Below are 25,216 nucleotides of genomic sequence, written 5' to 3'. Positions count from 1 at the left end.
CCGACCGGCCACCTACTATGCCTCTTGACGGAGGGTGGGTGGGGGCCGGGTAGGGTGAGGCAGCCGCTCCACGCCTTCCTGGCCGGGGGAAACAGGGGTGTTGGGGCGGATTGGGGAGATTCCGGGGGCGAGCGGCCGGCTGTCGCGCGTACTGCCGGGGCTCAGGGGCACGGACCCCGGAAAGGTGAGGTGCGCGAGTGATGGCCACTGCCGTGAGGCCGCGGACCGGGGCGCCCGCACCCGCGCCCGCCGGTGTGACCCCGCATCCGAAGTCCGGCCCGGGGCGTTTCGGGCCGTTCCGATTGCAACAACTCGTACTCCTCCAGGTCGCCGCGGCCGCGCTGTTGGCGGCCTGGGTGGTGGAACCGCTGCTGCTGGCACCGGCCGGCGTACTCGCCCTGATCCTCGTCCTGCTCGCGGTCGTCCGCAGGCACCGGCGTTCGCTGCCCGAGTGGATCGGCGGCGCGCTGGCGCTGCGCGCACGCCGCCGCCGGGCCGCCGCCACGGCGGTCCCGGCCGGCACGGAGCCGGGGCTGGCCCCGCTCGTCGAGGCCGAACCGGCGCTGCGCACGCTCACGTTCAGCGAGCGGGAGCGCGACCGTGACCGGCGGCCCGTCGGGATGGTCGGCGACGGCACCTTCCTGACCGCGGTGGTCCAGGTCGACATGGACGCCACCGCACTGCGGCCCGACCGGGCGGCGCGGCCGCTGCCGCTGGCCCTCGTACGGGACGTCCTCGAAGTGGACGGCATCCGGCTGGAGTCGGCGCAGCTCGTGCAGCACACCCAGCCGGCGCCGGCCCCGCACCTGCCGGCCCAGTCCATGGCCGCACGCAACTACGCCCCGCTGCAGGCCCTGACCGGGAGCCCGGCGGTGCGGCTCACCTGGATCGCGCTCAAGCTGGATCCGGAGCTGTGCCCCGACGCGGTCACCGCGCGCGGGGGCGCAATGGCGGGGGCGCAGCGGTGTCTGGTGCGGGTGGCGGACCAGTTGGCGAGCAGGCTCGCGGGGGCCGGGTTCCGCGCGACGGTGCTCACGGAGCAGGAGCTGACCGCCGCACTGGCCACGTCCTCCTGCGCGAACCCGATGGCGATCACCCAGGCGGGGCGGTCGGCGGCCACGGGCCGGCGCACCGAGGAGACCCCGCGGACCTGGCGCTGCGACGACCGGCGGCACACCACGTACTGGATCAGCCGCTGGCCCCAGTTGGGCGGGGGCGGGGCGGGACTTCCGCAGTTCGTCGCGCTGTTGACCTCGCTGCCCGCGCTGGCGACGAACTTCAGCCTGACCATGACCCCGGCCGCCCGGCACGAGGTCACCCTGACCGGGCACGTACGGGTCACCGGGCGCAGCGACGAGGAGCTCGTCACCGCACGGCGCGGGCTGGAGCAGACGGCCCGGGGAGTCAAGGCGGGACTGGTGCGGCTGGACCGGGAACAGGTGCCGGGCCTGCTGGCGTCGCTGCCGCTGGGAGGAGCACGATGAGGGGCTCTCGTTCCACGGGGCGTGCGGCGCAGGCTTCCACCACGGGGGCCGCGCGGGGCCCGTCACCGCTGCGGGGCGGCTTCGGGCTGGTCGGCCCGCGCCGGGAACGGCACGTGGTCCAGGCCGCGGAGCTGGACGCGCTCGCGCTGCCCGTCGGAGACGACGGGGTCGTCATCGGCGTGGACTCGGGGGGCCGCCCGGCGGTCCTCGGCATCAACCGGCCGACGCCGTACGAGGTCACGCTGATCGGCGGCCTGTGGACGGCGCAGGTCCTGGCCCTGCGGGCGGCCGCCACCGGGGCGCGGGTGGCGGTGGAGACCGGGCGCGGCCAGGTGTGGTCCGGCCTGGCGCAGGCCGCGGGCGGCGGCCAGCAGTGCGTGACCCTGCACGACGTGGGCCGGGTGCCCCCGCAGGGCGCGTCGGCGGGCAGCCCCGTCCTGGTGATCCGCGACTGCGGCATGCGCCCGCCGCGGGGCCGCGTGGCCGCGGGACCCTGGCAGTCGGTCCTGACCCTGCTCCCGTACCTGAGCCCGGCGGCCCCCCGACTGGTGCGCAACGCCTCCCTGGTCGGCATCCAGCGGGTCTCCCCCGACGAGGCGGAACAGCTCGGCCGCCTGATGCAGCTGCCCGCGGCGGCGGTGGAGTCCCTGCCGACGCTGGGCGACGGGGTCACCCTGTGGTGCACGGAGCGGGACCGCCAGTTCGTGATGACACAGCCGACGGACGGCGAAACGGGCCTGCTGGGCCCGTCCCGGCGCATCGACTGAACCCTGTGCGAGGCAGGAGTGCCTCGTGCCGTCCGGCGGAGGCAGGAGTGCTGCGAGGTTCAGTCTCACGGGGGACCCCGGGTCGTGGGGCGGACACTCGGGCGGTACCGGTTCGAGGGACGTGCCGCGCGGATCCCGGTGGGGCGGGTCCCTGTGTGCGGGGCGCCCGGGACGAGCGCGGCACCCGGGAACTCCGCGGTCGGGCCGGGAACCGGGAGCGCGTGCTCAGGCGTGCCCCTCACCACAGGACTGTGCGGACCGGGGCGGAAGCGTCGGACCGGACCGGGCGCGGGGCCCGCGGGCCGGTGGCGCACGGGAGCAGCAGGGCCGAACTCGGCGGCGGGGCGGGCAGGTTCCGGGGGGGGCGGGTCGGGGAGGGCCGACGGGTTGGGGATCCGCAGGGCGGGAACGGGTGAGTCGGGGCCGGTGCTCATGCGGCGGCCGGCGGCGGCGGCAGGCGCCACGCACGCGTCCGTCGGGGCGCCTGGGTGGCCCGTAGGGCGCGAGCGGGGTGGCCCGTGGTGGTGTGCCGGAGCCGAGCGGGCGGGGAACGGCCGGGGATCCGGCCGAATGGGCAGGATGGAGGCGGTCCGGGCCCTGCCGTCGGGCTCGGGTACGGGAAGACGGGGGCGGCTGCCGGCTGCGGGACCCGATTAGGCTGGGCGGCGGCGTGGCGCGGTGGGACGCCGGACCAGTGTTCGACATATCAGGAGGACCAGTGAGCGGCGATCGGAACGAGAGGCGCGGCGGGACGTGGGACGTCCCGACGGACGATCAGTCCGACGCGGAGCCCGAGCTGACGGGCGAGTTCACCATCGACTACACCCCGCCGGCCTGGTACACGCAGGGCGCCGCCCCGGCGCCCGCCGCGGTCCCGGGCCTGCCCGAGGGCAGTGGCTTCGAGCCCCACCGGCCGCCGTCGGACCTGGAGACGCCTCCGACGATGCGCATCGCGCCGCCGGCTCCACGCGCGGAGTCCGGCCTCGCACCGGCCCCGGCCGTGCCGTACCAGGGCACCCCCGGCGCACCCACGGCACTGACCGGAAACCCCGCGGCCGCCGCACCGTACGCCCCGCCCTCCCCCTCGGCGCCGGGCAGCGGACTGCCGTCGCAGCACCTGTCCGCCCGGGACGGTGCCACCCCGACGCCGGGCACCGGACTGCCGTCGCAGCACCTGTCGGCCCCCGAAAGCGCCGCCGCGGTACCGACTTCCCACGCCCCGGCCCCGGGCACCGCCCTGCCGTGGCAGCCGTCGGCTCCGGACACCGGACTGCCGCCGCACGCGTCGGCTCCGACCAGCCCCGACCCGGCCTACGCCCCGGTCCCTGACGCCGAACTCCCGGAGCCCCCGGCGGCCGCCGACAGCGCCGCGCCGCCCCGTACGCCGAGCCCGGAGACCGAGCTGCCGCCGTACGCGGGCACCCCGGCTCCGTCGCAGCCCTCGGCCTCCGGCGCTGCCGCCCTGCCGCCGGTCCGGTCCGGCTCCGACAGCGCCGCAGCGCCGCACGCCCCGGCCCCTGAAACCGCCTTGCCGCCGTACCCGGGCGCCCCGGCTCCGTCGCAGCCCTCGGCCTCCGACGCTGCCGCCCTGCCGCCGGTCCCGTGGGGCTCCGACAACGCCTCACCGTCCCGCACGCCGTCCCCGGAAACCGCCACGCCGGGGTACCCCGGCACCCCGGCCCCGCCCCACGCCCCGGAGCCGGGCGCCGCCCTGCTCCCGGTACCGCCGGGCTCCGACAGCGCCGCACCGTCCCGCACGCCGTCCCCGGAAACCGCCACGCCGGGGTACCCCGGCACCCCGGCCCCGTCCCAGGCCCCAGAGCCGGGCGCCGCCCTGCTCCCGGTATCGCCGGGCTCCGACAGCGCCGCACCGCCGCACGCTCCGGCCCCGGAAACGGCCCTGCCGCCGTACCCGGGCGCCCCGGTCCCGCCCCAGCCCTCGGCGATGGACGGCGCCCCGTCGCACGCGCCGGAGCCTGCTGCCTCCCTGCCGCCGGTCCCGTCGGCCTCGGAGAGCGCCGCGCCTTCCCCCACACCGGAGCCGTCGGCCGGCGTCGGCGCCGGGGAGTCGGGCGAGCGGGCACCCCTGAGCGACCCGTACGCGGACGCGTCCGGCGGCGCTGAGCACGGTGCGTCGCCCGTCCGGCCGGACGCGGCGGCTTCGTACGCCGCGCACCCGCCGTACGAGAACGCGGCGCCGCCCGCCGCCGTGCGTACGCCGACTCCCCCTGCGGGGACGGTCGTTCCGGCGGCGCGCGCGGCGGACACGTTCGGGGGGCCCGCCTCGGACGGCTCGGTGCCCGGCGCCGAACTGCCGCGGTGGCCTGCGGAGTTGACCTCGCCGGTGGATCCGCAGGCGGGGTACGCCATCCAGCCGCCCACCCCGCACCAGCCCCAGGCACCGGCGCCGGACGCGGGGTACGGATTCCCGCCCGCGCAGCAGCAGCCGCAGCAACAGCCGCCCCAGCCCCAGCAGTACGCCGATCCCCGCGGCGGCCAGTGGCAGCAGGGGCCCCCCGGGCCGCAGGGCCCGCAAGGTCCCCACGGGCACGATCCCCGCTACGGCGCGCCCCAGCCCTCCGGCGGCGCCCCCCTCGGCTACACCGCGGCCGTCGAGCTGTCCTCCGACCGCCTGCTCCGCGGCAAGCAGAAGGCGAAGAGCGGGAACAACGCCTCCGGCGGCGGTCTGTTCCGGTTCGGCGGCAAGGCGGCGGAGGCCGAGCGGAGGCGCAAGCTGGAGCTGATCCGCACGCCGGTCATGTCCTGCTACCGCATCGCCGTCATCAGCCTGAAGGGCGGCGTCGGCAAGACCACGACCACCACCGCCCTCGGCGCGACCCTCGCCACGGAGCGCCAGGACAAGATCCTGGCCATCGACGCGAACCCCGACGCCGGCACCCTCGGCCGCCGCGTGCGCCGCGAGACCGGGGCCACGATCCGGGACCTGGTCCAGGCGATCCCGTACCTCAACTCGTACATGGACATCCGCCGGTTCACCTCCCAGGCGCCCTCCGGCCTGGAGATCATCGCCAACGACGTGGACCCGGCCGTCTCGACGGCCTTCAACGACGAGGACTACCGCCGCGTCATCGAGACGCTCGGCCGCCAGTACCCGATCATCCTCACCGACTCGGGCACCGGTCTCCTCTACTCCGCCATGCGCGGGGTCCTGGACCTGGCCGATCAGCTGATCATCATCTCGACCCCGTCGGTGGACGGCGCGAGCAGCGCCAGCACCACCCTCGACTGGCTCTCCGCCCACGGGTACGCGGACCTCGTCTCGCGCTCCCTGACGGTGATCTCCGGGGTCCGCGAGACCGCCAAGATGATCAAGGTCGAGGACATCGTGCGGCACTTCGAGACCCGCTGCCGCGGAGTCGTCGTGGTTCCCTTCGACGACCACCTCGCGGCCGGCGCCGAGGTCGACCTCGACATGCTCCGGCCAAAGACGCGCGAGGCCTACTTCAACCTCTCCGCCCTGGTCGCCGAGGACTTCATCCGCGCCCAGCAGCAGGCCCCCCAGAACCACTGGGGCCAGCCCCAGCCGCCCCAGCAGCCCTACCCGCAGCAGCAGCCCCCGCAGCCGCAGCAGTACCAGCAGCCGCAGGGCCCGTACGGGCAGCAGCCCTACCCCACCCCCGGGCAGCCCTGGCCCCAGCAGCCCGGCCAGCCCCAGGCCCAGCCCCAGCCGGGCGTGCCCCCGCGCGACCCGCGCCTGGGCTGATGCGGTCGGCGCACGGCACGCGTACTGCGCCGTACGGCACACGCACGAGGGCCCGTACCGCCCCCGGAATCCCCGGGACGGTACGGGCCCTCGCCCGTGGTCCGACCGCTCGTCAGCGGTCCGCGTCGTACGACTCCGTGAGCACCCGCGCACGCTTCACGTCGTCCGCGATGGCCTCCAGCAGCCCGTCGAGCGACTCGAACTTCGCCATCCCGCGCACGTAGGCGAGGAAGTCCACGGCCACGTGCATGCCGTACAGGTCCAGCCCGACCCGGTCGATCGCGTACGCCTCCACGGTCCGCTCGGTGGCGTCGAACTGCACGTTCGTGCCGACCGAGATCGCCGCCGGCATCCGCTCGCCGTCCGCCGTCAGCCAGCCCGCGTACACCCCGTCGGCCGGGATCGCGGTGTGCGGCTGCGTCTCCACGTTCGCCGTCGGGTAGCCGAGCTCGCGCCCGCGCTGCGCACCGCGCACCACGACGCCCTCCAGCCGGTGCGGGCGGCCGAGGATCTCGGACGCGCCCTCCATGTCGCCCTGGGCCACGAGCTTGCGCGCGAGCGTGGAGGAGAACGGCACTCCGCCGCCCGCCTCGCCGCGCTCCACCAGGTCCACGACCTCGACCTCGTAGTCGTAGGTGGCGCCGAGCTGCCGCAGGAACTCGACGTTCCCGGCGGCCTTGTGGCCGAAACGGAAGTTCGGGCCCTCGATGACCGCCAGCGCGTGCAGCTTGTCGACGAGCACCTTCACGATGAAGTCGGCCGGGGACAGCTGCGAGAACTCCGCCGTGAAGGGCAGGATCAGCAGCGCGTCCACGCCCAGCCCGGCCATCAGCTCGGCGCGCCGGTCGTACGGGGCCAGGATCGGCGGGTGACTGCCGGGGCGGACGACCTCGCTCGGGTGCGGGCTGAAGGTGACGACGACGGAGGGGACACCGAGCTCGCGCGCCCGGGCCACGGCGCGTCCGATGATCAGCTGATGACCCCGGTGGACCCCGTCGTAGGAGCCGATGGTGACGACGCCGCGTCCCCAGTCCTGGGGGATGTCCTCCAAGCCACGCCAGCGCTGCACTGTGACCGCTCCTCGCCCGAACCCTGTGGGCCCACGTCCTGGTTGCCGATTGCAGGTCTAAGACTGCCATGCCGGTGGCCGCTGCCCATCATCGGCGTCTTCCCGCGGGCACGCGCTGTGAGCGAGGGTCTCGACGGTCCGGCGCGCGCTCGGCCCCAGCAGCGCCGCCGCCTCCTGCGGCGCCCGCTCCAGCCAGCGGGCCACGAGGGCGCCGAAGGCCGGTTCGGCCCGCGCCAGCTCGACCGTGCGCCGCTCGAAGACCGCCGGACCGCCCGGTGCGCGCAGCAGTTGCCGGCCGGTGCGCCGCAGGAGGTCCCGGGTGCGGTCCGCGGGTGCACCGGCGGCCGCTCCCGCCGCCAGGGCGCCGAGGAAGGCGTCGAGCACCGACGGGTCGAGCTCCTCGCGGAGCAGCTCCTCGGCGAGCTCCCCGCGGAGGGTGTACGAGGGCTCCGTGCCCGGGGCGGCCAGTACGCCGGCCAGCGCGGCCCGGACCGGCGGCGGACCGGAGGCCAGCAGGTCCCGTACGAGCGGGCGGAGCACGGGGGCGGCGGCCAGGCCCTGTTCGAGCCGCTGGTCCAGGAACGCGGCGGCGTGCGCCGCGTCCTGCGGGCGGCGCGCCAGGTGGTCCCGTACGAGGTCGGCCGCGCGCCGCGCCAGGCCCGGGGTGGTCAGCGCGGCCAGGGCGCGCACCACTTCGCCGTCGGCCCGTTCCCGCAGGGCGGCGAACACCGCGTCCGGGTCGGGCAGCACGGGGAGCGCGGCGACCAGCGCGGCGGCGGGCAGCCGCCGGCCGCGTGCGGGGTCGCGGAAGCAGGCCAGTGCCTCGGGGAGGTAGCGGGCCCGTACCTGGGGGTCGCGGAGCAGGATTCCGAGGGCGCTGCCGTGCAGGGAGACGTCGGCGGGGCGGGCCAGGAGGGCCTGCGCGGCGTAGCGCAGCAGCTCGCGGTCGGCGGGGGTGCGTACGTGCGGGGCGGTGAGCGGCCCGTACGCGGCGGCCGCGACCCGGCGGCCGGGCCGCTCGTCGTGGGCCCATCGGTCCACGGCCCGGCTGAGGGCGGAGGGCTCGTCCTCGGCGAGGGCGGCGAGCAGTTCGTCGGCGCGGGGGTGCGCGGCCGTGACGAGCGCCTCGGCGAGGTCGTCGACGGCGAGCCCGCGGTGGGTGTGCAGCAGGGCCTGCGCGGCCGTGGCGACGGTGGCCCCGGGCCGCCCGAGCAGCCGCCCCTCGTCGCGGAACCAGCCGCACAGCAGCGGCTGTACGAGGCGCGGTGCGCGGACCAGCCGCCGGGCGGCGGCCTCGAGGAGGCGGTGGTCATGGGGCACCAGGCGGCGCAGCAGCTCGAACCGGTCCTCCTCGGCGATGCGCAGCCGGGTCCAGAACCACGCCCCGAACTCCCCCTCGTCCTCCGGGCCCCGACCGGGCTCGGGCGGGCCGCCGGGTGCGGCGCTCCCGCCGGTCCGCGCCCCGCCGGCGCAGGCCGTCTCCCCGGGCCCGGCCTGCCCGTCGGCCCGCGGGGCTCCGCCCTGGGCGGGGATCCGCGGGTGCCCGGTGGCTCCGGGTCCCGGCCACGCGGTGGTGGCCGCCGGGCCCGGGACCCCCAGGGCTCCCGCGTACGCGGCGGAACCGGCCGGTGGCGGGTCCGCCCGCGGCACGGGGGCGGGTGGCGGGGGCACGGGGGCGGGCATCACGGACGCCGGTGCCGGGCCCGCGGGTGCCGGGCGCGCCGGTGCCGGGCCCGCGGGTGCCGCGGCCTTCGGCGGCCCGGTCAGGTGGGCGGTGAGGGCGTGGAGGACGGGCAGGTACGGCGTGGCGTCGGGGGCGCGCAGCAGGGTTTCGCCGAGGAGGCGGGCGGCCCACCAGCGCGCCTCGGGGCCGGCCGCTTCGCCGTCGAGCAGGGCCACGAGCCGCTCCAGTGCCGCTGCCCGCTCCCCGGGCGGGAGCAGCCGCAGGGCCTCCAGCACGGGACCGATGCGGTGGCGGGGGACGTCCCGTCCGAGGGTGTCCAGGGCGGCCGGGAGATCCAGGTGCGCGGCCTGCACCCAGTCGGCGAGCTCCTCGTGGGCGAAGCGGTAGCCCTCTCCGGCGGGCACCAGCAGCCCCTCGGCGAGCACCGCGGAGGCCCACCCCGACCGCCAGGGGAACAGTTCCTCGAAGGAGGCCCGGTCCAGCTGTCCCTGCCCGGGTCCCAGACACCGCCGGGCGGCTTCGTGCACCCGCCCGGCCACCCGCGCGGCCAGCCGGCCCGCGCCGGGCCCGTACACGGCGGCGGCGTCCGGACCGCACGCCCCGCCCTGGCCGGCCCCGCACGCCCCACCCGGATCCACCCCGTCGACGCCGCCCCGGACCGAACCGGACTGCCCGCCGGAGTCCGCCCCGTACCCGCCACCCGAGCCCGACCCGCACACTCCGCCCAAGCCCGGCCCGCACACCCCACCCGGATCCACCCCGTACACCCCACCCGAACCCGGCCCGTACACCCCACCCGGATCCGCCCACCTCGCGCCGCCCGTTTCCGGGGCCGCGCCGCGTGTGCGCGGCTGCGGCAGCGCCGCGCAGACCCGGACGGCCACGCGCAGGCACAGCAGGTCCAGGTGTGCGGCGAACACCTCGTCACGCGACGGACGGCCCGCGGTGACCCCGGCCGCGCGGATCTCCGCGAGCAGCCGCAGGGTGAGCGGGTGCCGGGCGTCGGCTCCGGCGACGGCGCCGGCCGGGATGCCCAGCCGGGCCCCGGCGAGCACCGCCTCCTCGGGGGTGAGGTCGCCGACCGGGACCGCCGGCGGCAGCCCGCGGGCCGGCCGGGCCGGGGTGCGGAGCATCCGCCGCGGGTAGAGCCGCCCGGCGGACTCCCAGTGTTCGGGTCGGGCGGCCACGGCGAGCCGGGCTCCGGTCGCGTCCAGCCAGGCGGCGGTGGCGGCGGTCCACGGCGCCGCCCGGCCCGCGAGCCGCGGGGGCATCTCCTCGGGCCCGTCCAGGACGACGAGCAGGGGCCGCCCGGCCGAGGCCACGAGCGCGGCCAGCTCCGAAGCCTGGTCCGCCCCCGCGACGGCGGCCGGCACCTCCAGGATCCGGCCGGCCTCCGCCAGGGCCCGGGCCACCGCGTCGGCCAGCGAGGTGTCCCCGGCCCGCAGGTCGGCTCCGCGCAGCCAGAGGGTCGGGGCCGGGCGCGGGCCGCGGGCGCGGCGGACCGCCAGGGCGGCGAGGGCGGTGGTGCGGCCGGTGCCGGGGTGTCCGACCAGGGCGAGGACAGGGCGGTTCCCGGCGGTGAAGGCGTCCAGTTCCGCTGCGATCGCCGGGCGGTTCACCGGCTCGGGTCCCCCGGTGGCGAGGGCCGCGCCGAGGGTCGTGCCGGTGAGCTGCAGGGCTCCGGCGAGGTTCAGAGCGGGGCCGTGGCCCGGCACGGTGGCGGCGTTGCGTTCCAGCAGCGCGGCCAGGGGTCCGCCCGGGTCGGCGGCGGCCGCGGCCGTGAGCGGCACGGCGAAGCCCCCGGAGCGGTGCTCCGACTGCGGAGCGGTGCACAGGACCGCGAGCACCGCTCCGGTTCCGTCGTCCAGCACCGGGCCCCCGCAGGCCTCGCCGCCGAGCCGCAGCGCGTCGCGGCCGTCGGTTCCGATGGCCAGTTCCAGCGCGGCCGGGAGCAGCGGGAACTGATGCGCCCCCGTCGGGGCCGCCGCCACCGGGCCCGCCCACGCGTAGGCCGCCTCGGCCGGGCCGAGCACCCGTGCCTGGCGCCAGCCCCGCGCCGACAGCCGTACGTAGGTCCCGGGAGCGATCACCGCCCGCGGTGCGACCGGCAGCGGCCGTACTCCGAGCCCGTCGCTCCGTACCAGCGCCAGCCCCAGCTCCGGCAGGGCGGTCACGTCCGAGGCCCCCGCCACCCAGGTCCGCTCCCCCGGCGGCGGCCCGTGCAGGACGACCCGGGCCAGTCCGTCGACGGCCTCGTGGCTGGTGAGCACGGTCCCGCGGTCGTCCGCGACGAACCCGCTCCCCCGCGGCCGCCCGGCGAGATCGCAGATCCTGATCAGTTCCGCCGTCACCGCACCACTCCCCGTCGCGCGTGCCCCGTAGGCACGACCGTAGGCAGGTGAAGATCAGCGGGAAAAGCACGCGAGGCGAAAGCGCCCCCTTACGCTCCCTCCATTCACTCCGAGCGCCTGCTCGGACGGGTGAATAGGAGGGTCCGGATGGATAGAGACCTACCCGAGGGGGGTCGTGGAGCGGTGAGCAGCAGTCCGTGTGCGCTCACCGCTCCACGTCGAAAACGAGAACCGGCCGGCCCGAAGGCCGGCCGGTGAACGCATCGGGAAAACGGACCGGGGGAACCGGTCAGGCGAAGACGGCGAGCGACTTCGCCTTGCCGCCCTTGTTCTCCACGAGCCCGAGCAGCTGCCCCTCCGGCCCGTAGACCGCGACCGCCTTGCCGGGCTCGTACTCGTCCGGCATGTCGATCCGGACGCCGTTCGCCAGCAGCGACGCCCGCCGGGAGTCGAGCTGCCAGCGCGGGAACGCGGCAGCCGCCGCGTCGCCGATCGGCATGACGGTCAGCTCCTCCTGGAGCTGGTCGAGCGTGCGCGCCCGGTCGATCTTGTACGGACCCACCCGCGTGCGCCGCAGCGCCGTGAGGTGCCCGCCGACGCCGAGGTCGGCGCCGAGGTCCCGCGCGAGCGCGCGGATGTACGTACCGCTGGAGCAGACCACGGAGACGACGAGGTCGACGACCTTGGTGCCGTCCTCGGCCTCCGCCTCCCGCATGTCGTACACCTGGAAGGAGGACACGGTCACCGGGCGGGCCGGGATCTCGAACTCCTCGCCGTCCCGTGCGCGCTTGTAGGAGCGCACGCCCTTGATCTTGATGGCGCTGACCTTGGACGGGACCTGCATGATCGCACCGGACAGCTTGGCGATGCCCGCGTCCACGCCCTCCCGGGTGACCCCGGTGGCGTCCGTGGAGGAGGTGATCTCGCCCTCGGCGTCGTCCGTCAGGGTGTTCTGGCCCAGCCGGATGGTGCCGAGGTACTCCTTCTCCGTGAGCGCGAGGTGGCCGAGGAGCTTGGTGGCCTTCTCGACGCCCAGGACCAGCACGCCCGTCGCCATCGGGTCGAGCGTGCCGGCGTGGCCCACGCGGCGGGTCTTGGCGATCCCGCGCATCTTGGCGACCACGTCGTGCGAAGTGAAACCGGACGGCTTGTCGACGATGACCAGGCCGTCCGGCGTCTTCCCTGCGTTGGTGCTCATTACGCGGATGCGTCCCCGTCTTCGTCGGCGTCGGCCCCGTCGGCGTCGTCGTCCTCATCGGGCTTCTTGTACGGGTCGGCGTCGCCGGCGTACTTCGCGCCCGAGGAGACCTCGCGCACCTGGGCGTCGGAGGTCCGCGCCTTCTCCAGGAGGTCCTCGATGCTCTTGGCGGTCTCCGGAAGGGCGTCCGCCACGAACGTCAGGGTCGGCGTGAACTTGGTCTGTGCCGCCCGGCCGACCGCGGAGCGCAGGACGCCCTTGGCGCTCTCCAGGCCCGCTGCCGCGCTGACCCGCGCCTCGTCGTCGCCGTACACCGTGTAGAAGACCGTGGCCTCCCGCAGGTCGCCGGTGACCCTGGTGTCCGTGATGGTCACGTGCGTACCGAGGCGGGGGTCCTTGACGCCGCGCTGCAGCTTCTCGGCCACCACCTCCCGGATGAGGTCCGCCAGCTTCTTCGCCCGCGCATTGTCGGCCACTGGTCCGTCTCCTTCTTCGTCTTGCGGTCAGTCTTCATCACCGTGGATCCGCCGTCGTACCGACAGCAGCTCCACTTCCGGACGTGCCGCGACCAGCCGCTCGCAGCGGTCCAGTACATCCGAGAGGAACCCCGTGTCCCCACTCACCAGAGCGACCCCTATACGGGCCCTGCGGTGCAGGTCCTGGTCGCCCACTTCGGCCGCGCTCACAGAGAACTTGCGCTGGAGCTCGGCCACGATGGGCCGGACGACGGAGCGTTTCTCCTTCAGCGAGTGAACGTCGCCGAGGAGCAGATCGAAGGACAGAGTCCCCACGTACATGCAGTTCCGGATGTCCCGCCGGTGCGGGTTCGGTGGCCTGCCGGCCGTCGCGCGGCAGGGTCATCAGAACCGTACACGCAACGGCCGGGGCCGATCGACGGATATTCCGCCGACCGGCCCCGGTGTTACAGCTACCTACGACACGGTGCGAACCGCCTCGCGCTTACGCGCGGGGCTTCTCGCGCATCTCGTACGTCGCGATGACGTCGTCGATCTTGATGTCGTTGAAGTTACCGAGGTTGATACCGCCCTCGAAGCCTTCGCGGATCTCGGTGACGTCGTCCTTGAAGCGGCGCAGACCGGAGATGTTGAGGTTCTCGGCGATGACCTTGCCATCGCGCAGGAGCCGCGCCTTGGTGTTGCGCTTGACCTCGCCCGACCGGATGAGGACACCGGCGATGTTGCCCAGCTTGGACGAGCGGAAGACCTCGCGGACCTCCGCCGTACCGAGCTCGACCTCTTCGTACTCCGGCTTGAGGAGACCCTTCAGGGCCGCCTCGATCTCCTCGATGGCCTGGTAGATCACCGAGTAGTAGCGGACGTCGACACCCTCGCGCTCCGCCATCTGCGCGGCACGGCCGGCCGCACGGACGTTGTAGCCGATGACGATGGCGTCGGAGCCCATCGCCAGGTTGATGTCGGACTCGGTGACCGCACCCACACCGCGGTGCAGGACGCGGATGTCGACCTCTTCGCCGACGTCGAGCTGGAGCAGCGAGGACTCGAGAGCCTCCACCGCACCGGACGCGTCGCCCTTGATGATGAGGTTGAGTTCCTGGACGAGACCGGCCTTGAGGACCGAGTCGAGGTCTTCCAGGGACACCCGGCGGACGCGCTTGGCGAAGTTGGCGTTGCGCTCACGCGCAGCACGCTTCTCGGCGATCTGACGGGCGGTGCGGTCCTCGTCGACGACGAGGAAGTTGTCGCCGGCGCCGGGGACGTTGGTGAGACCCAGGACCAGGACGGGGGTCGCGGGACCCGCTTCCTCGACGTTGTTGCCCTTGTCGTCGAGCATGGCGCGCACGCGGCCGTAGGCATCGCCCACGACCATCGTGTCGCCGACGCGGAGGGTACCGCGCTGGACGAGGACGGTGGCGACGGCACCGCGGCCGCGGTCGAGGTGGGACTCGATCGCAATACCCTGAGCGTCCTGCTCCGGGTTGGCGCGCAGGTCGAGCGAGGCGTCGGCGGTGAGGACGACGGCCTCGAGCAGGGAGTCGATGTGCAGACCCTGCTTGGCGGAGATGTCGACGAACATCGTGTCGCCGCCGTACTCCTCGGCGACCAGACCGAACTCGGTGAGCTGACCGCGCACCTTGACCGGGTCGGCACCCTCGACGTCGATCTTGTTGACCGCGACGACGATCGGAACGCCGGCGGCCTGGGCGTGGTTGAGCGCCTCGATCGTCTGCGGCATCACGCCGTCGTTGGCCGCGACCACGAGGATCGCGATGTCGGTCGACTTGGCACCACGGGCACGCATGGCGGTGAACGCCTCGTGACCGGGGGTGTCGATGAAGGTGATCTTGCGCTCTTCACCGTTGACCTCGGTGCCCACCTGGTAGGCACCGATGTGCTGGGTGATGCCACCGGCCTCGCCCGCGACGACGTTCGTCTTGCGGATGGCGTCGAGCAGTCGGGTCTTACCGTGGTCGACGTGACCCATGACGGTCACGACCGGCGGACGCGGCATGAGGAATTCCTCGCCGCCCTCGTCCTCGCCGAACTCGATGTCGAAGCCCTCGAGGAGCTCGCGGTCCTCTTCCTCCGGGCTGACGATCTGAACGACGTAGTTCATCTCGCCGGCCAGCATTTCGAGGGTCTCGTCGGAGACGGACTGCGTGGCAGTGACCATCTCGCCGAGGTTCATCATCACGGCGACGAGCGACGCCGGGTTGGCGTTGATCTTCTCCGCGAAGTCGGTGAGGGAGGCACCGCGGGACAGGCGAACGGTCTCGCCGTGACCACGCGGCAGCATGATGCCGCCGACCGACGGGGCCTGCATGGCCTCGTACTCCTGGCGACGCTGGCGCTTGGACTTGCGTCCACGACGCGCGGGACCACCGGGACGGCCGAAGGCGCCCTGCGTGCCACCACGGGCGTTGGGACCACCGGGACGTCCGCCGAAGCCGGGACGACCGCCGCCACCGGCACCGGCCGGACCGCCGCCGAAGCCGCCGCCACCGGGACGGGGACCGCCGAAGCCGCCGCCGCCACCCGGACGCGAGCCCGGACCGGCCGGACGGCCGGCGAAGCCGCCGCCCGCGGGACGACCCGCGCCACCGGCACCGCCGGGACGGGGACCACCGGCACCGGGACCACGGCCACCGGGGCCGCCACCGGGACGGGGACCGGGACCACCGGCAGCGGGACGCTGCGGCATCATGCCCGGGTTGGGACGGTTACCACCGGGAGCACCACCGGGACGCGGGGCGCCGCCCTGCGGGCGCGGCATGCCGCCCGGGGTCGGACGGCCCGCACCGGCACCCTGGGGGCGCGGAGCGCCACCGGGGCCGCCCTGCGGACGGGGAGCGCCACCCTGGCGGTCACCGGCGCCGGGGGCACCGGGACGGGGAGCGCCGGCCGGACGGGGCGCCTGCGGGCGCGCCATGCCGGTGGAGCCACCAGAGGTGAACGGGTTGTTGCCCGGACGGGGACCGGCCGGACGGGCGCCCTGCGGACGCGGTGCCTGGGCACCGGGACCGGCGGGACGCTCGGCGCGCGCCGGAGCGGCGCCGGCCGGACGCGGGGCGCCGGGACGGGCGCCGGACTGGCCACCGGCCGCCGGACGCTCGGGGCGCTGCTGCGCCGGACGCGGACCGGGGGTCGCGCCGGGGCCGGCGGGACGGTCGGTGCGCGCCGGGGCCGCGGCGGCCGGAGCCGCCGGGGGCGCGGAGAACTCGGTCGCCACGGGAGCCGCCGGAGCGGGCTTCGGGGCGGCCGGAGCCTTGGGACCGGGACGCGGGCCGCCTGCGGCGGGGGCCGGGGTCACCGGGGCGGGCGCTGCGGCGGCCGGGGCCTCCGCGACGACCGGCTTGGGGGCCGGGGCGCCGGGCTTCGGCGCCGCGGGACGTGCAACAGCACCCGGGGTGGGAACCCCGGGCTTGGCGGGGGCGGCCTTGCGGGGCTCACCCGGCTTCGCAGCGGACTTGCCGGCGTTGCCGCCGGGGCCCTGCAAAGCATCGGTCAACTTGCGTACGACCGGCGCCTCGATCGTCGAGGACGCCGAACGGACGAACTCACCGAGTTCCTGGAGCTTGGCCATGACGACCTTGCTCTCAACTCCGAACTCCTTGGCGAGTTCGTATACCCGGACCTTAGCCACTTCGCTCCTTTTAGGTCCGGGTTACGCCGGACCGTCTCTACTTCATGCTCGTACTCATCGCGTACTCATCGAGGGGTGCTCATCGCAATCTCGACCTACTTCCAACTCGCGAGGTACCTGACCGCACGGTGATCCGTGCCGTACTACGTGCTTACGGTGTCGCCTCGGCCTCATCGGCCACGGCATTGTGCAGTTCCGCCGTGTCGAACGGTCCTGCGGACTTGAAGGCCCGGGAGAACGCCCTGCGGCGGACAGCCTGGTCGAGGCAGACCACGGCGGGGTGCACGTAGGCACCCCGGCCGGGCAGCGTACCGCGAGGATCGGAGACACATTTGTCACCGACCGCCACGATGCGCAGCAGATCGCTCTTGGCCGCTCGCTCCCGACACCCCACACAGGTGCGTTCGGGGCATGCGCGGGCTTGCGTCCGGCCAGACACGCTTAAGTCTACCTCCCCGCACCGACCTCACCTCTTCGGGTGAAAAATCGAACGGATGTCGTCGTGATCACGAGTGCCGGGTCCCGCCGCCGAAACCTCGGCGGAGGACAGCCGTGCACGTCGGGCAGGGCTCTTCGTCGCCCCTGCCGTTCTTGTGTACCGCCCGGACAGCTCCGGGCGGTAGCGGTTTTATTCCCCGCGGCGGTCGTCGCGCCGGTCGTCCCGGCGGTCGTCGCCCCGGTCGCCCCGGTCGCCCCGGTCGTCCCGGCGCTCGGCGCGGTCGCCCCGGTCGCGGTCGTCCGCGTCCGAGGGCTGCTCGGTGTCGGGACGGATGTCGATGCGCCAGCCGGTGAGGCGGGCGGCGAGGCGGGCGTTCTGGCCCTCCTTGCCGATGGCCAGCGACAGCTGGTAGTCGGGCACGGTCACCCGGGCGGACCGGGTGTCCCAGTCCACGACCTCGACCTTGCTCACCCGGGCGGGTGACAGGGCGTTGGCGACCATCTCCGCCGGGTCGTCCGACCAGTCGACGATGTCGATCTTCTCACCGTGCAGCTCGGCCATCACGTTGCGCACGCGGCTGCCCATCGGGCCGATGCAGGCGCCCTTCGGGTTGAGGCCGGAGCGGTTGGCGCGAACGGCGATCTTGGTGCGGTGACCGGCCTCACGGGCGATCGCGCAGATCTCGACGCTGCCGTCGGCGATCTCCGGGACCTCCAGCGAGAACAGCTTCTTCACCAGGTTCGGGTGGGTGCGCGACAGGGTCACGGACGGACCGCGGACACCCTTCGCCACCCGCACGACGTACGACTTCAGCCGCAGTCCGTGCGTGTAGTCCTCGCCGGGGACCTGCTCCTGCACCGGCAGCATGGCCTCCATCTTGCCGATGTCGACCAGGACGTTCTTCGGGTCCTTGCCCTGCTGCACGACGCCGGTGATGACATCACCCTCGCGGCCCAGGAACTCGCCGAAGGTCAGGTCGTCCTCGGCGTCGCGCAGACGCTGGAGGATCACCTGCTTGGCGGTCGTCGCGGCGATGCGGCCGAAGTCCGACGGGGTGTCGTCGAACTCCTTGGCCTCCTGGCCCTCTTCCAGGTCCCTCGGGTCCTCGGTCGCCCACACGATCACGTGACCGTTGGTGCGGTCGAGCACGACGCGTGCGCGCCGGAAGCTTCCCTCGGTGCGGTGGTACGCGATGAGGAGGGCCGACTCGATCGCTTCGACCAGCAGGTCGAAGGAAATCTCCTTCTCCCGGACCAGACCCCGTAGGGCACTCATGTCGATGTCCACGACTACGCCTCCTCTTCCTTCTTGTCCTTGCGGTTGAACTCGATCTCGACACGCGCCTTGGCGATGTCGGTGAATGCGATGCGCCGGGCGGTCGCCTTGCGGCCCTTCACGCCCGGGACCTCCAGGTCCATGCCCTCGTCGTCGACGTCGAGGATGCGGGCGATCACTTCCCCGCCGTCCGACGTCTGGAACTTCACGAGCCGGCCGATCGCCCGGATGTAGTGACGGTGCTCGGTGAGCGGGCGGTCCGCGCCCGGCGAGCTGACTTCGAGGACGTACTCGTCCTCGCCCATCGCGTCGGTCTCGTCCAGCAGGTCGGAGACTTCGCGGCTCAGCTCGGCGCACGCGTCCAGCTCCACGCCGTCATCGGAGTCCACGATGATGCGCAGCATCCGGCGCTTGCCCGCCTTGGACGTCTCGATCTCCTCGAGGTCCAGGCCCTTGGCGGCGGCGAGCGGCTCCAGCAATGCGCGCAGCCTGTCGCTCTGGGTGGTGCTCATCCGGGTGACTCCTCGGCCGCGTGTGCTGTTGTGATGTCCGTCGTGCGTCAGGTCAAAGGGTATCCGGTCGCGGGGGGTGTTGCCGTCCGCCCTGTGGACGGAGCCCCGGGTACCGTGATCACTCCCTGCCCACGATCAGCCCAGTCAGCCCCCGGAGGCCTTGCCGTGCCCTCGATCCTGCCGTCGCGAAGAGGCCTGCTCGCCGGTGCCGCGGGCATCACCGGAGCCGCGCTGCTCAGCGGTTGCTCCGACGGCGGGACGCCCGCCGCGGATCCCGAGGTTCCACTCGAACGGCGGATGCGTGAGACGGCCGTTCGTGAGAGCGGGCGACTGCTGGAACGTTACGACGCGACGGCCGCGGCCCATCCGGCCCTCGCCGAGCGCCTCGCGCCGCTGCGCGCTTCGGTCGCGGCGCACACGGCGGCCCTCGGCGACGGCGGGTCCCCGGCGCCCTCCCGCTCGGCCTCCGCTCCTTCGCCGGCGCCCTCCCCCGCGCCGTCCGGCACCGCGGCGGCCGCTCCGCCCGCCCCCGGTGCCGCGCCGGTGCCGGCCGCGCCCGCCGAGGCGCTGACCGCCCTCGCGGACGCCGAGCGGAGCCTGGCCGAGGCCCGGACCATCTCCCTGGCCGGCGCCCCCGGGGAGCTGGCCAGGATGCTCGCCTCGGTCGCGGCGTGCGGCCACGTCCACGCGTACCTGCTGACCTCGAACCCGGGAGCCTCCTCGTGACCTCCATCCCCTCCCCCGCCGGCCGGGTCCTGGAGGCCGCGCAGGCCGCGCTCGCCGCCGAGCACGCGGCCGCGTACGGCTACGGCGTGATCGGCGCCCGGGCGGCGGCCGGCCGCGCCGCCGAGGCCCGGGAGGCCCACGGCGGCCACCTCGCGCGCCGCGACGCCCTCGCCCGCACCGTGCGTGAGCTGGGCGGTTCCCCCCGCGCCGCGGAGGCCGCGTACACCCTGCCGTTCGCCGTGCGCACACCCGCCGACGCCGAACGGCTGGCCGCCGGGATCGAGGACCGGGTGGCGGGCGCGTACTCCGATCTGGTGCGGGCGGCAGAGGGCCGGTTGCGCCGCGAGGCGGCTGACGCGCTGAGCGCCGCGGCCGTGCGCGCGGCACGCTGGCGCGGTGGCGGCGTAGCCTTCCCTGGGCTCACGGAACGCGCGGACACCCCGCGGAGCTAGCGCGCAAACATGCGCGACGAGCCCGGGCACAGCTGAAAGGGACCACGCACGCATGGCTTTCGAACCGCCGCAGCGGCTCGTACGGGCGCTCGGCGAGCTGCCGGAATCGGCGCACGTCTCGGACTGGCTGGGGCAGCTCCCCGGGCTGGCGCAGGACGCGCTGGCCCGGCGCGGAGTACACGCGCAGCGGGTGCAGGCCCCCGGCGGCCGCAGCAGCCTGGTCGTCCTCGTCCGGTACGCCGACGGGACCCCGGCCGCGCTGAAGCTGGCCCCGCCGGGGCTCCGCCCCGACCGGGAGCTCGCCGCACTGGCGCACTGGGGCGGTTTCGGGGCGGTACGGGTCCTCGACACGCGCCACCACGAGGAGGACGGGGCGCTGCTCCTGGAGCGGCTGCACCCCGAGGTCTCGCTGCGTTCGCTGCCGGAGGCGAAGGCGCTGCTGGAGGCCTGCGGCACGCTGCGCAGGCTGTGGGTGGCCCCGGCACCGGGGCACGGCTGGGAGACGGTGGCCGAGCGGACCTCCGAGCAGGCGGAGGTGCTCCGCAAGGCTCCCCCGGAGACGGCGGAGCTGGCCTCGGCGGCGCTGGCGGCCCGTGAGGAGCTGACGGCGGCCCCGGCCGAGGAGCTGCTGCTGCACGGGAACTTCCGGCAGGGCAAGGTCCTCGCGGGCGAGCGTGCTCCGTGGCTGGCGGTGGGCCCCGACCCGATGGTTGGCGAGCGGGCGTACGACCTGGCGCGGCTGGTACGGGACCGGCTGGAGGACCAGATGGCCTCCTCGGCGGGGGCTTCGGGTGCCCGCCGGCGGGTGAACAAGCTGGCCGACGCGCTGGAAGTGGACCGGGACCGGCTGCGCGGCTGGACGCTGTTCCGGGCCGTCGAATCGGGCAACCGGGCGCTGGCCGCCGGGCGGCGGCGGGACGCGGAGCTGCTGCTGGAGTTCGCGGGCTGGTTGTAGGGCATAACCCCCTTGGGGGACCTGCCCGGCAGGAGGACGCCATGCTCCAGGAACTGCTCACAGCCGGCGCCGTCGCGGGCGTCGGGATCGTGGCCTACCTGGGCGCCGCCGCCCGGGTGGTCAAACAGTACGAGCGGGGCGTGGTCTTCCGCCTCGGCCGGCTGCGGGACGGGGTCCGGGGGCCCGGCTTCACCTTCGTGGTCCCGGCCGTGGACCGGCTGCGCAAGGTCAACATGCAGATCGTGACGATGCCCGTGCCCGCGCAGGAGGGGATCACGCGGGACAACGTCACGGTGCGGGTGGACGCGGTCGTGTACTTCAAGGTGGTGGACGCGGCCAACGCGATCATCCAGGTCGAGGACTACCGGTTCGCGGTCTCCCAGATGGCGCAGACCTCCCTGCGGTCGATCATCGGCAAGTCCGACCTGGACGACCTGCTGTCCAACCGGGAGCAGCTCAACCAGGGCCTGGAGCTGATGATCGACAGCCCGGCGGTGGGCTGGGGGGTTCAGATCGACCGGGTGGAGATCAAGGACGTCTCGCTCCCGGAGACGATGAAGCGGTCGATGGCGCGGCAGGCGGAGGCCGACCGGGAGCGGCGGGCGCGGATCATCAACGCGGATGCGGAGCTCCAGGCGTCGAAGAAGCTGGCGGAGGCGGCGGAGGTCATGTCGGAGCAGCCCGCGGCGCTGCAGCTGCGCCTGCTCCAGACGGTCGTGGCCGTCGCCGCGGAGAAGAACTCGACGCTGGTCCTCCCGTTCCCGGTGGAACTCCTCCGCTTCCTGGAACGCGCGGCCCCTGCCCCCGCGGCGCCGCCTCCGCCCCCTGCCCCGGCGCCGCCGCCCCCGGGCACCTCGGCCCCCGCACCGGCGGCGCCCGCGAGCATCGCGACCCCGGCGCCCGCGGACGCTGCTGCGGGGCTCGGCCCCGGGGCGGTGTCCGAGCCCTGCCTGGACGGGCCCCCGGCGGAGCCGGACGAGCGCGGCTAGCCGCTGCGCGGAGCCGTCCCCTACCCGCCCTTCCACCGTTCCCCGGGCTCCGCCCGGACCCGGTCCTCGAACGCCGGACGGGCTGGATTGTGCGCCCCGGGGGTGGGGAACCGGCCCCGTAGGGCTACGCGCCGGCGGTCAGGCGGGAGAGGGCTTCCTCCAGCGGGAGCTCCTCGCGGGTGCCGGCGCGGCGGTCCTGGAGTTCGACCACCGGCTCCGCCGAGCGGCGGCCCGCGACGAGGATCCACGGGACCCCGATGAGCTCCGCGTCGGTGAGCTTCACCCCGGGTGACAGGCCGGGCCTGTCGTCCAGGAGGACGCGGAGACCGGCCCCGGCCAGGGACTCCGCCGCCGACTCCGCCAGCGCGAGCGGCACCGCCTTGCCCGCCGCCACGACGTGCACGTCGGCCGGCGCGACCGCGGAGGGCCAGCACAGGCCCCGCTCGTCCGCGGTCTGCTCGGCCAGCGCGGCCACCGCGCGGGAGACGCCGATCCCGTAGGAGCCCATCGTGACGCGGACCGGCTTGCCCTCCTTGCCGAGGACGTCGAGCCCGAACGCGTCCGCGTACTTCCGGCCGAGCTGGAAGATGTGCCCGATCTCGATGGCCCGGTCGAGCCGCAGCCCGGCGCCGCAGGCGGGGCAGGGGTCGCCCTCCTCGACGACGACCACGTCGAGGTACTGGTCCACCTCGAAGTCCCGGCCGCAGACCACGTCGCGGGCGTGCGTGTCGGGCTTGTTGGCGCCCGTCACCCAGGAGGTGCCCGGCGCGACGCGCGGGTCGGCGAGGTAGCGGACCTTCTCCAGGCCCTGCGGGCCCACGTAGCCCCGTACGAGGTCGGGCCGGCCGGTGAAGTCCTCCGCCGTCACCAGTTCCACGACGGCCGGGGCCAGGTGTTCGCCGAGCTTGCCCAGGTCGACCTCGCGGTCGCCCGGTACGCCCACGGCGGTGATCTCGCCGTCCACCTTGACCAGGAGGTTCTTCAGGGTCGCGGAGGCGGGGACGCCCAGGTGCGCCGCGAGGCTCTCGATGGTGGGGGTGTCGGGGGTGGGGATCTCCTCCAGCGGGCCGTGCTCGCCGGGGGCCGGGGTCAGGGCGAAGGTCGCGGCCTCGGTGTTGGCGGCGTAACCGCAGGAGGGGCAGTCCGCGAAGGTGTCCTCGCCGGCCGGGGCCGGGGCCAGGAACTCCTCCGAGGCCGAGCCGCCCATGGCGCCCGACACGGCCGACACCACCCGGTGGTCGAGGCCGAGCCGCTCGAAGATGCGTACGTAGGCCTCGCGGTGGAGCCGGTAGGACTCCGCCAGGCCCTCGTCGGACACGTCGAAGGAGTACGAGTCCTTCATCTGGAACTCGCGGCCGCGCAGGACGCCCGAGCGGGGCCGCGCCTCGTCCCGGTACTTGGTCTGGATCTGGTACAGCATGACAGGCAGGTCCTTGTAGGACGTGCACTGGTCCTTGACCACCAGGGTGAAGATCTCCTCGTGGGTGGGGCCGAGCAGGTAGTCCGCGCCCTTGCGGTCCTTCAGCCGGAAGAGCAGGTCCCCGTACTCCGACCAGCGGCCGCTGACCTCGTACGGCTCCTTCGGCAGCAGGGCCGGCAGGAGTACTTCCTGCGCGCCGATCCCGTCCATCTCCTCGCGGACGATGCGCGAGACGTTGTCCAGGACCCGCTTGCCAAGCGGGAGCCAGCTCCACACGCCGGCGGAGCTGCGCCGGACGTAGCCGGCCCGGACGAGGAGGCGGTGGCTGAGGGTTTCCGCGTCGGCCGGGTCCTCGCGGAGGGTCTTGGCCATGAGGCGGGACATGCGCTGCACGTGTTGCGTAGACATGACGCGAGGCTATCGGGGGTGCCGGGGAGCGCGGAAACCGTTTCAGGGCCTGCGCAGCGGCAGCGGGGCGCCCATGACGGCGTACGGGAGGCTCGCGCTCGGGAAGAGGACCTGACGGGCCAGGTCCTCGTACCCGAGGGAGCCGTAGAGGCCGCGGGCGGGGCTGTCGGTGTCGATCGCGGAGAGGATCGAGCGGTCCTCGGCGGCGGTGTCGGTGATCAGGGTGATGAGGGAGCGGCCGAGGCCCTTGCCCTGGTACCCGGGGTGGACGTGCAGCTCGGTGATCACGAAGGAGCCGTCGAGCCAGCTCTCGTGGCCGCCGGCCCGCAGGTAGGGCTCGACGACTCCGGACCACCAGTGGGTGCGGTCGTTGGGCATGCCGTAGACGAACCCGGCGAGCTCTCCGTCCCCGGTGAACGCGCCGAGCGCGCGGGCGCCGCGGCAGGTCATGTGGCGCTGGACGATGTAGCGCCGGATGCCGATCTCTTCCTCGCTGAGCCCGAAGGCCAGGGCCTGCACGCGCAGGGCCTCGTCGACCCGGGCGGCGAGGTCGAGGGGCCCGATGCGCAGTCCGGCGGGCCGGCCGGGGTCGTCTCCCGCGGGGGTTGGCATCATGCGGCGACCTTACTGGCCGACCGTGCGCTCGAACAGCAAGATCAGAAGAGCACGCTCATGAACGCGCCGACCTCGCGGAAGCCGACCCGGTGGTAGGAGGCTCGTGCGGCGGTGTTGAAGTCGTTGACGTACAGGCTGACCACGGGGGCCACGTCCCGCAGGGCGTAGGCGACGACGGCGGCCATCCCGGTCTCGGAGTGCCCGCGGCCGCGGAACTCGGGGTCGACCCAGACGCCCTGGATCTGGCAGGCGCGGGCGGTCGCGGCGCCGATCTCGGCCTTGAAGACGACCTTGCCGTCCTCGACCCGGGCGAAGGAACGCCCGCCGGCGACCAGCTCGGCGACCCGGGCCTGGTAGAGCAGGCCGCCGTCGCCGGTCATCGGGGAGATGCCGACCTCTTCGGTGAACATGGCCACGCAGGCGGGCATGATCACCTCCATCTCGTCCTTGCGGATCCGGCGCACCCGGGGGTCGGCGGTCACCGTGGTGGACGGCTGTTCCATGACCATGAGGGGCTGGCGGGAGCGGACGTCGCGGGCCGGGCCCCAGCTGGGCTCCAGGAGCCGCCAGAGCAGTCCGGTGGCCTCGGCGGGGCCGACGATGGAGGAGCAGCGGCGGCCGGTGCGCCGGGCGCGGTCGGCGAAGGCCCGTACGGCGTCGGGGCCGGCGCAGACGGGCACCAGGTTGGCGCCGGCGTAGCAGAGCGAACGGAGCTCGCCGTCGGCGTACCAGCCCCACATCTCGCCGCCCAGGCGCCACGGGTCGAGCCCGGCGACCTGGACCCGCGAGGTGACGAAGGCGTTCTCGACCGGCTCGCGGCCGAGGATGTCGAGCGCGGCGTCAAGATCACTGGGCTCAAGGACCCGGGTGGTGGTCTGCGTCAACACTGGGGCCTCACCATGCAAGTCTGCTGATCTCCGCACTGTACCCGGACCGGGGGGGGGGGGGGGGCGCCGCGGCCCGCGGCGGGGGGGGGGGGGGGGGGGGGGGGGGGGGGGGGGGGGGCGCCGGCGCCGCCCGCGGCCC

The 25,216-nt window shown here is 74.7% G+C and carries 19 protein-coding genes; 7 read left to right on the top strand and 12 right to left on the bottom strand.

Annotated elements, in window-relative coordinates; translation table 11 throughout:
- Positions 1 to 200: 200 nt before the first annotated feature.
- From eccE to ACIA8F_RS18795, 3 genes are all read left to right on the top strand, one after another.
- Complete coding sequence (gene eccE, locus ACIA8F_RS18805) at positions 201 to 1,484, top strand: type VII secretion protein EccE (protein ID WP_399380011.1); 1,284 nt, start codon at positions 201 to 203, stop codon at positions 1,482 to 1,484.
- Positions 1,481 to 2,251, top strand: a complete 771-nt coding sequence (locus ACIA8F_RS18800; protein ID WP_399380009.1) for a hypothetical protein — start codon at positions 1,481 to 1,483, stop codon at positions 2,249 to 2,251. The genes eccE and ACIA8F_RS18800 overlap by 4 nt, the downstream gene beginning before the upstream one ends.
- 718 nt (positions 2,252 to 2,969) lie before the next feature.
- Positions 2,970 to 5,975, top strand: coding sequence for an SCO5717 family growth-regulating ATPase (locus tag ACIA8F_RS18795; RefSeq protein WP_399380008.1), 3,006 nt, complete (start codon positions 2,970 to 2,972; stop codon positions 5,973 to 5,975).
- A 112-nt stretch (positions 5,976 to 6,087) separates the two neighbouring features.
- On the opposite strand, the gene ACIA8F_RS18790 is transcribed toward ACIA8F_RS18795, so the two are convergent.
- The 9 genes from ACIA8F_RS18790 to rimP form a co-directional block, all read right to left on the bottom strand.
- Entirely contained in the window at positions 6,088 to 7,044 is a 957-nt protein-coding gene (locus ACIA8F_RS18790; protein ID WP_399380006.1) for a bifunctional riboflavin kinase/FAD synthetase, read from the bottom strand.
- 57 nt (positions 7,045 to 7,101) lie between these two features.
- Positions 7,102 to 11,079 carry a serine protease gene (locus ACIA8F_RS18785; RefSeq protein ID WP_399380005.1) on the bottom strand — a complete coding sequence of 1,326 codons (3,978 nt, stop codon included), beginning with the start codon at positions 11,077 to 11,079 and terminating at the stop codon, positions 7,102 to 7,104.
- A 289-nt stretch (positions 11,080 to 11,368) separates the two neighbouring features.
- Positions 11,369 to 12,277 carry a tRNA pseudouridine(55) synthase TruB gene (gene truB, locus ACIA8F_RS18780; protein ID WP_399380003.1) on the bottom strand — a complete coding sequence of 303 codons (909 nt, stop codon included), beginning with the start codon at positions 12,275 to 12,277 and terminating at the stop codon, positions 11,369 to 11,371.
- Entirely contained in the window at positions 12,277 to 12,753 is a 477-nt protein-coding gene (gene rbfA / locus ACIA8F_RS18775; RefSeq protein WP_399380001.1) for a 30S ribosome-binding factor RbfA, read from the bottom strand. Before rbfA ends, truB begins: the two co-directional genes overlap by 1 nt.
- Positions 12,754 to 12,780: 27 nt before the next feature.
- Positions 12,781 to 13,074 (bottom strand): DUF503 domain-containing protein, encoded by a 294-nt coding sequence (locus tag ACIA8F_RS18770; RefSeq protein WP_355411441.1) that lies wholly within the window; start codon positions 13,072 to 13,074, stop codon positions 12,781 to 12,783.
- A 163-nt stretch (positions 13,075 to 13,237) separates the two neighbouring features.
- Positions 13,238 to 16,399, bottom strand: coding sequence for a translation initiation factor IF-2 (gene infB / locus ACIA8F_RS18765; protein ID WP_399379998.1), 3,162 nt, complete (start codon positions 16,397 to 16,399; stop codon positions 13,238 to 13,240).
- A 151-nt stretch (positions 16,400 to 16,550) separates the two neighbouring features.
- The gene (locus ACIA8F_RS18760) at positions 16,551 to 16,838 is read right to left on the bottom strand and encodes a YlxR family protein (RefSeq protein WP_266881406.1); all 288 of its coding nucleotides are present in this window, start codon (positions 16,836 to 16,838) and stop codon (positions 16,551 to 16,553) included.
- 189 nt (positions 16,839 to 17,027) lie between these two features.
- A complete protein-coding gene (nusA, locus tag ACIA8F_RS18755) occupies positions 17,028 to 18,125 on the bottom strand; it encodes a transcription termination factor NusA (protein ID WP_399379997.1) in 1,098 nt (365 codons plus the stop codon).
- 2 nt (positions 18,126 to 18,127) lie between these two features.
- On the bottom strand, positions 18,128 to 18,625 hold the full coding sequence (gene rimP, locus ACIA8F_RS18750) for a ribosome maturation factor RimP (RefSeq protein ID WP_399379995.1): 498 nt from the start codon (positions 18,623 to 18,625) through the stop codon (positions 18,128 to 18,130).
- Positions 18,626 to 18,790: 165 nt separating this feature from the next.
- Here rimP and ACIA8F_RS18745 point away from each other — a divergent pair, with 165 nt between their 5' ends.
- The 4 genes from ACIA8F_RS18745 to ACIA8F_RS18730 are packed head-to-tail and all read left to right on the top strand — an operon-like array spanning position 18,791 to position 21,747.
- The gene (locus ACIA8F_RS18745; protein ID WP_399379994.1) at positions 18,791 to 19,351 is read left to right on the top strand and encodes a hypothetical protein; all 561 of its coding nucleotides are present in this window, start codon (positions 18,791 to 18,793) and stop codon (positions 19,349 to 19,351) included.
- On the top strand, positions 19,348 to 19,803 hold the full coding sequence (locus ACIA8F_RS18740; protein ID WP_399379992.1) for a DUF4439 domain-containing protein: 456 nt from the start codon (positions 19,348 to 19,350) through the stop codon (positions 19,801 to 19,803). The genes ACIA8F_RS18745 and ACIA8F_RS18740 overlap by 4 nt, the downstream gene beginning before the upstream one ends.
- A gap of 52 nt (positions 19,804 to 19,855) precedes the next feature.
- On the top strand, positions 19,856 to 20,758 hold the full coding sequence (locus ACIA8F_RS18735; RefSeq protein WP_399379991.1) for an aminoglycoside phosphotransferase family protein: 903 nt from the start codon (positions 19,856 to 19,858) through the stop codon (positions 20,756 to 20,758).
- 41 nt (positions 20,759 to 20,799) lie between these two features.
- Complete coding sequence (locus tag ACIA8F_RS18730; RefSeq protein ID WP_399379989.1) at positions 20,800 to 21,747, top strand: slipin family protein; 948 nt, start codon at positions 20,800 to 20,802, stop codon at positions 21,745 to 21,747.
- A 124-nt stretch (positions 21,748 to 21,871) separates the two neighbouring features.
- On the opposite strand, the gene ACIA8F_RS18725 is transcribed toward ACIA8F_RS18730, so the two are convergent.
- The 3 genes from ACIA8F_RS18725 to ACIA8F_RS18715 are packed head-to-tail and all read right to left on the bottom strand — an operon-like array spanning position 21,872 to position 25,077.
- Positions 21,872 to 23,575, bottom strand: a complete 1,704-nt coding sequence (locus ACIA8F_RS18725) for a proline--tRNA ligase (protein WP_399379988.1) — start codon at positions 23,573 to 23,575, stop codon at positions 21,872 to 21,874.
- Positions 23,576 to 23,617: 42 nt separating this feature from the next.
- Positions 23,618 to 24,187 carry a GNAT family N-acetyltransferase gene (locus tag ACIA8F_RS18720; RefSeq protein ID WP_399380048.1) on the bottom strand — a complete coding sequence of 190 codons (570 nt, stop codon included), beginning with the start codon at positions 24,185 to 24,187 and terminating at the stop codon, positions 23,618 to 23,620.
- Between the two features lie 44 nt (positions 24,188 to 24,231).
- Complete coding sequence (locus ACIA8F_RS18715; RefSeq protein ID WP_399379987.1) at positions 24,232 to 25,077, bottom strand: GNAT family N-acetyltransferase; 846 nt, start codon at positions 25,075 to 25,077, stop codon at positions 24,232 to 24,234.
- Between the last annotated feature and the right edge of the window lie 139 nt (positions 25,078 to 25,216).

Source organism: Streptomyces sp. NPDC051563 (assembly GCF_044454225.1).
Lineage (GTDB): Bacteria > Actinomycetota > Actinomycetes > Streptomycetales > Streptomycetaceae > Streptomyces.
Note: the sequence above shows the minus strand (reverse complement) of the source record. Positions and strands in the feature narration are given on the sequence as shown.

Bases quoted from the DNA above. Each gene is read 5' to 3' on its own strand.
- eccE (WP_399380011.1), top strand. From the start codon at position 201: ATGGCCACTGCCGTGAGGCCGCGGACCGGGGCGCCCGCACCCGCGCCC.
- ACIA8F_RS18800 (WP_399380009.1), top strand. From the start codon at position 1,481: ATGAGGGGCTCTCGTTCCACGGGGCGTGCGGCGCAGGCTTCCACCACG.
- truB (WP_399380003.1), bottom strand. From the start codon at position 12,277: ATGAGCACCAACGCAGGGAAGACGCCGGACGGCCTGGTCATCGTCGAC.
- ACIA8F_RS18770 (WP_355411441.1), bottom strand. From the start codon at position 13,074: ATGTACGTGGGGACTCTGTCCTTCGATCTGCTCCTCGGCGACGTTCAC.
- rimP (WP_399379995.1), bottom strand. From the start codon at position 18,625: ATGAGCACCACCCAGAGCGACAGGCTGCGCGCATTGCTGGAGCCGCTC.
- ACIA8F_RS18735 (WP_399379991.1), top strand. From the start codon at position 19,856: ATGGCTTTCGAACCGCCGCAGCGGCTCGTACGGGCGCTCGGCGAGCTG.
- ACIA8F_RS18730 (WP_399379989.1), top strand. From the start codon at position 20,800: ATGCTCCAGGAACTGCTCACAGCCGGCGCCGTCGCGGGCGTCGGGATC.
- ACIA8F_RS18725 (WP_399379988.1), bottom strand. From the start codon at position 23,575: ATGTCTACGCAACACGTGCAGCGCATGTCCCGCCTCATGGCCAAGACC.
- ACIA8F_RS18720 (WP_399380048.1), bottom strand. From the start codon at position 24,187: ATGCCAACCCCCGCGGGAGACGACCCCGGCCGGCCCGCCGGACTGCGC.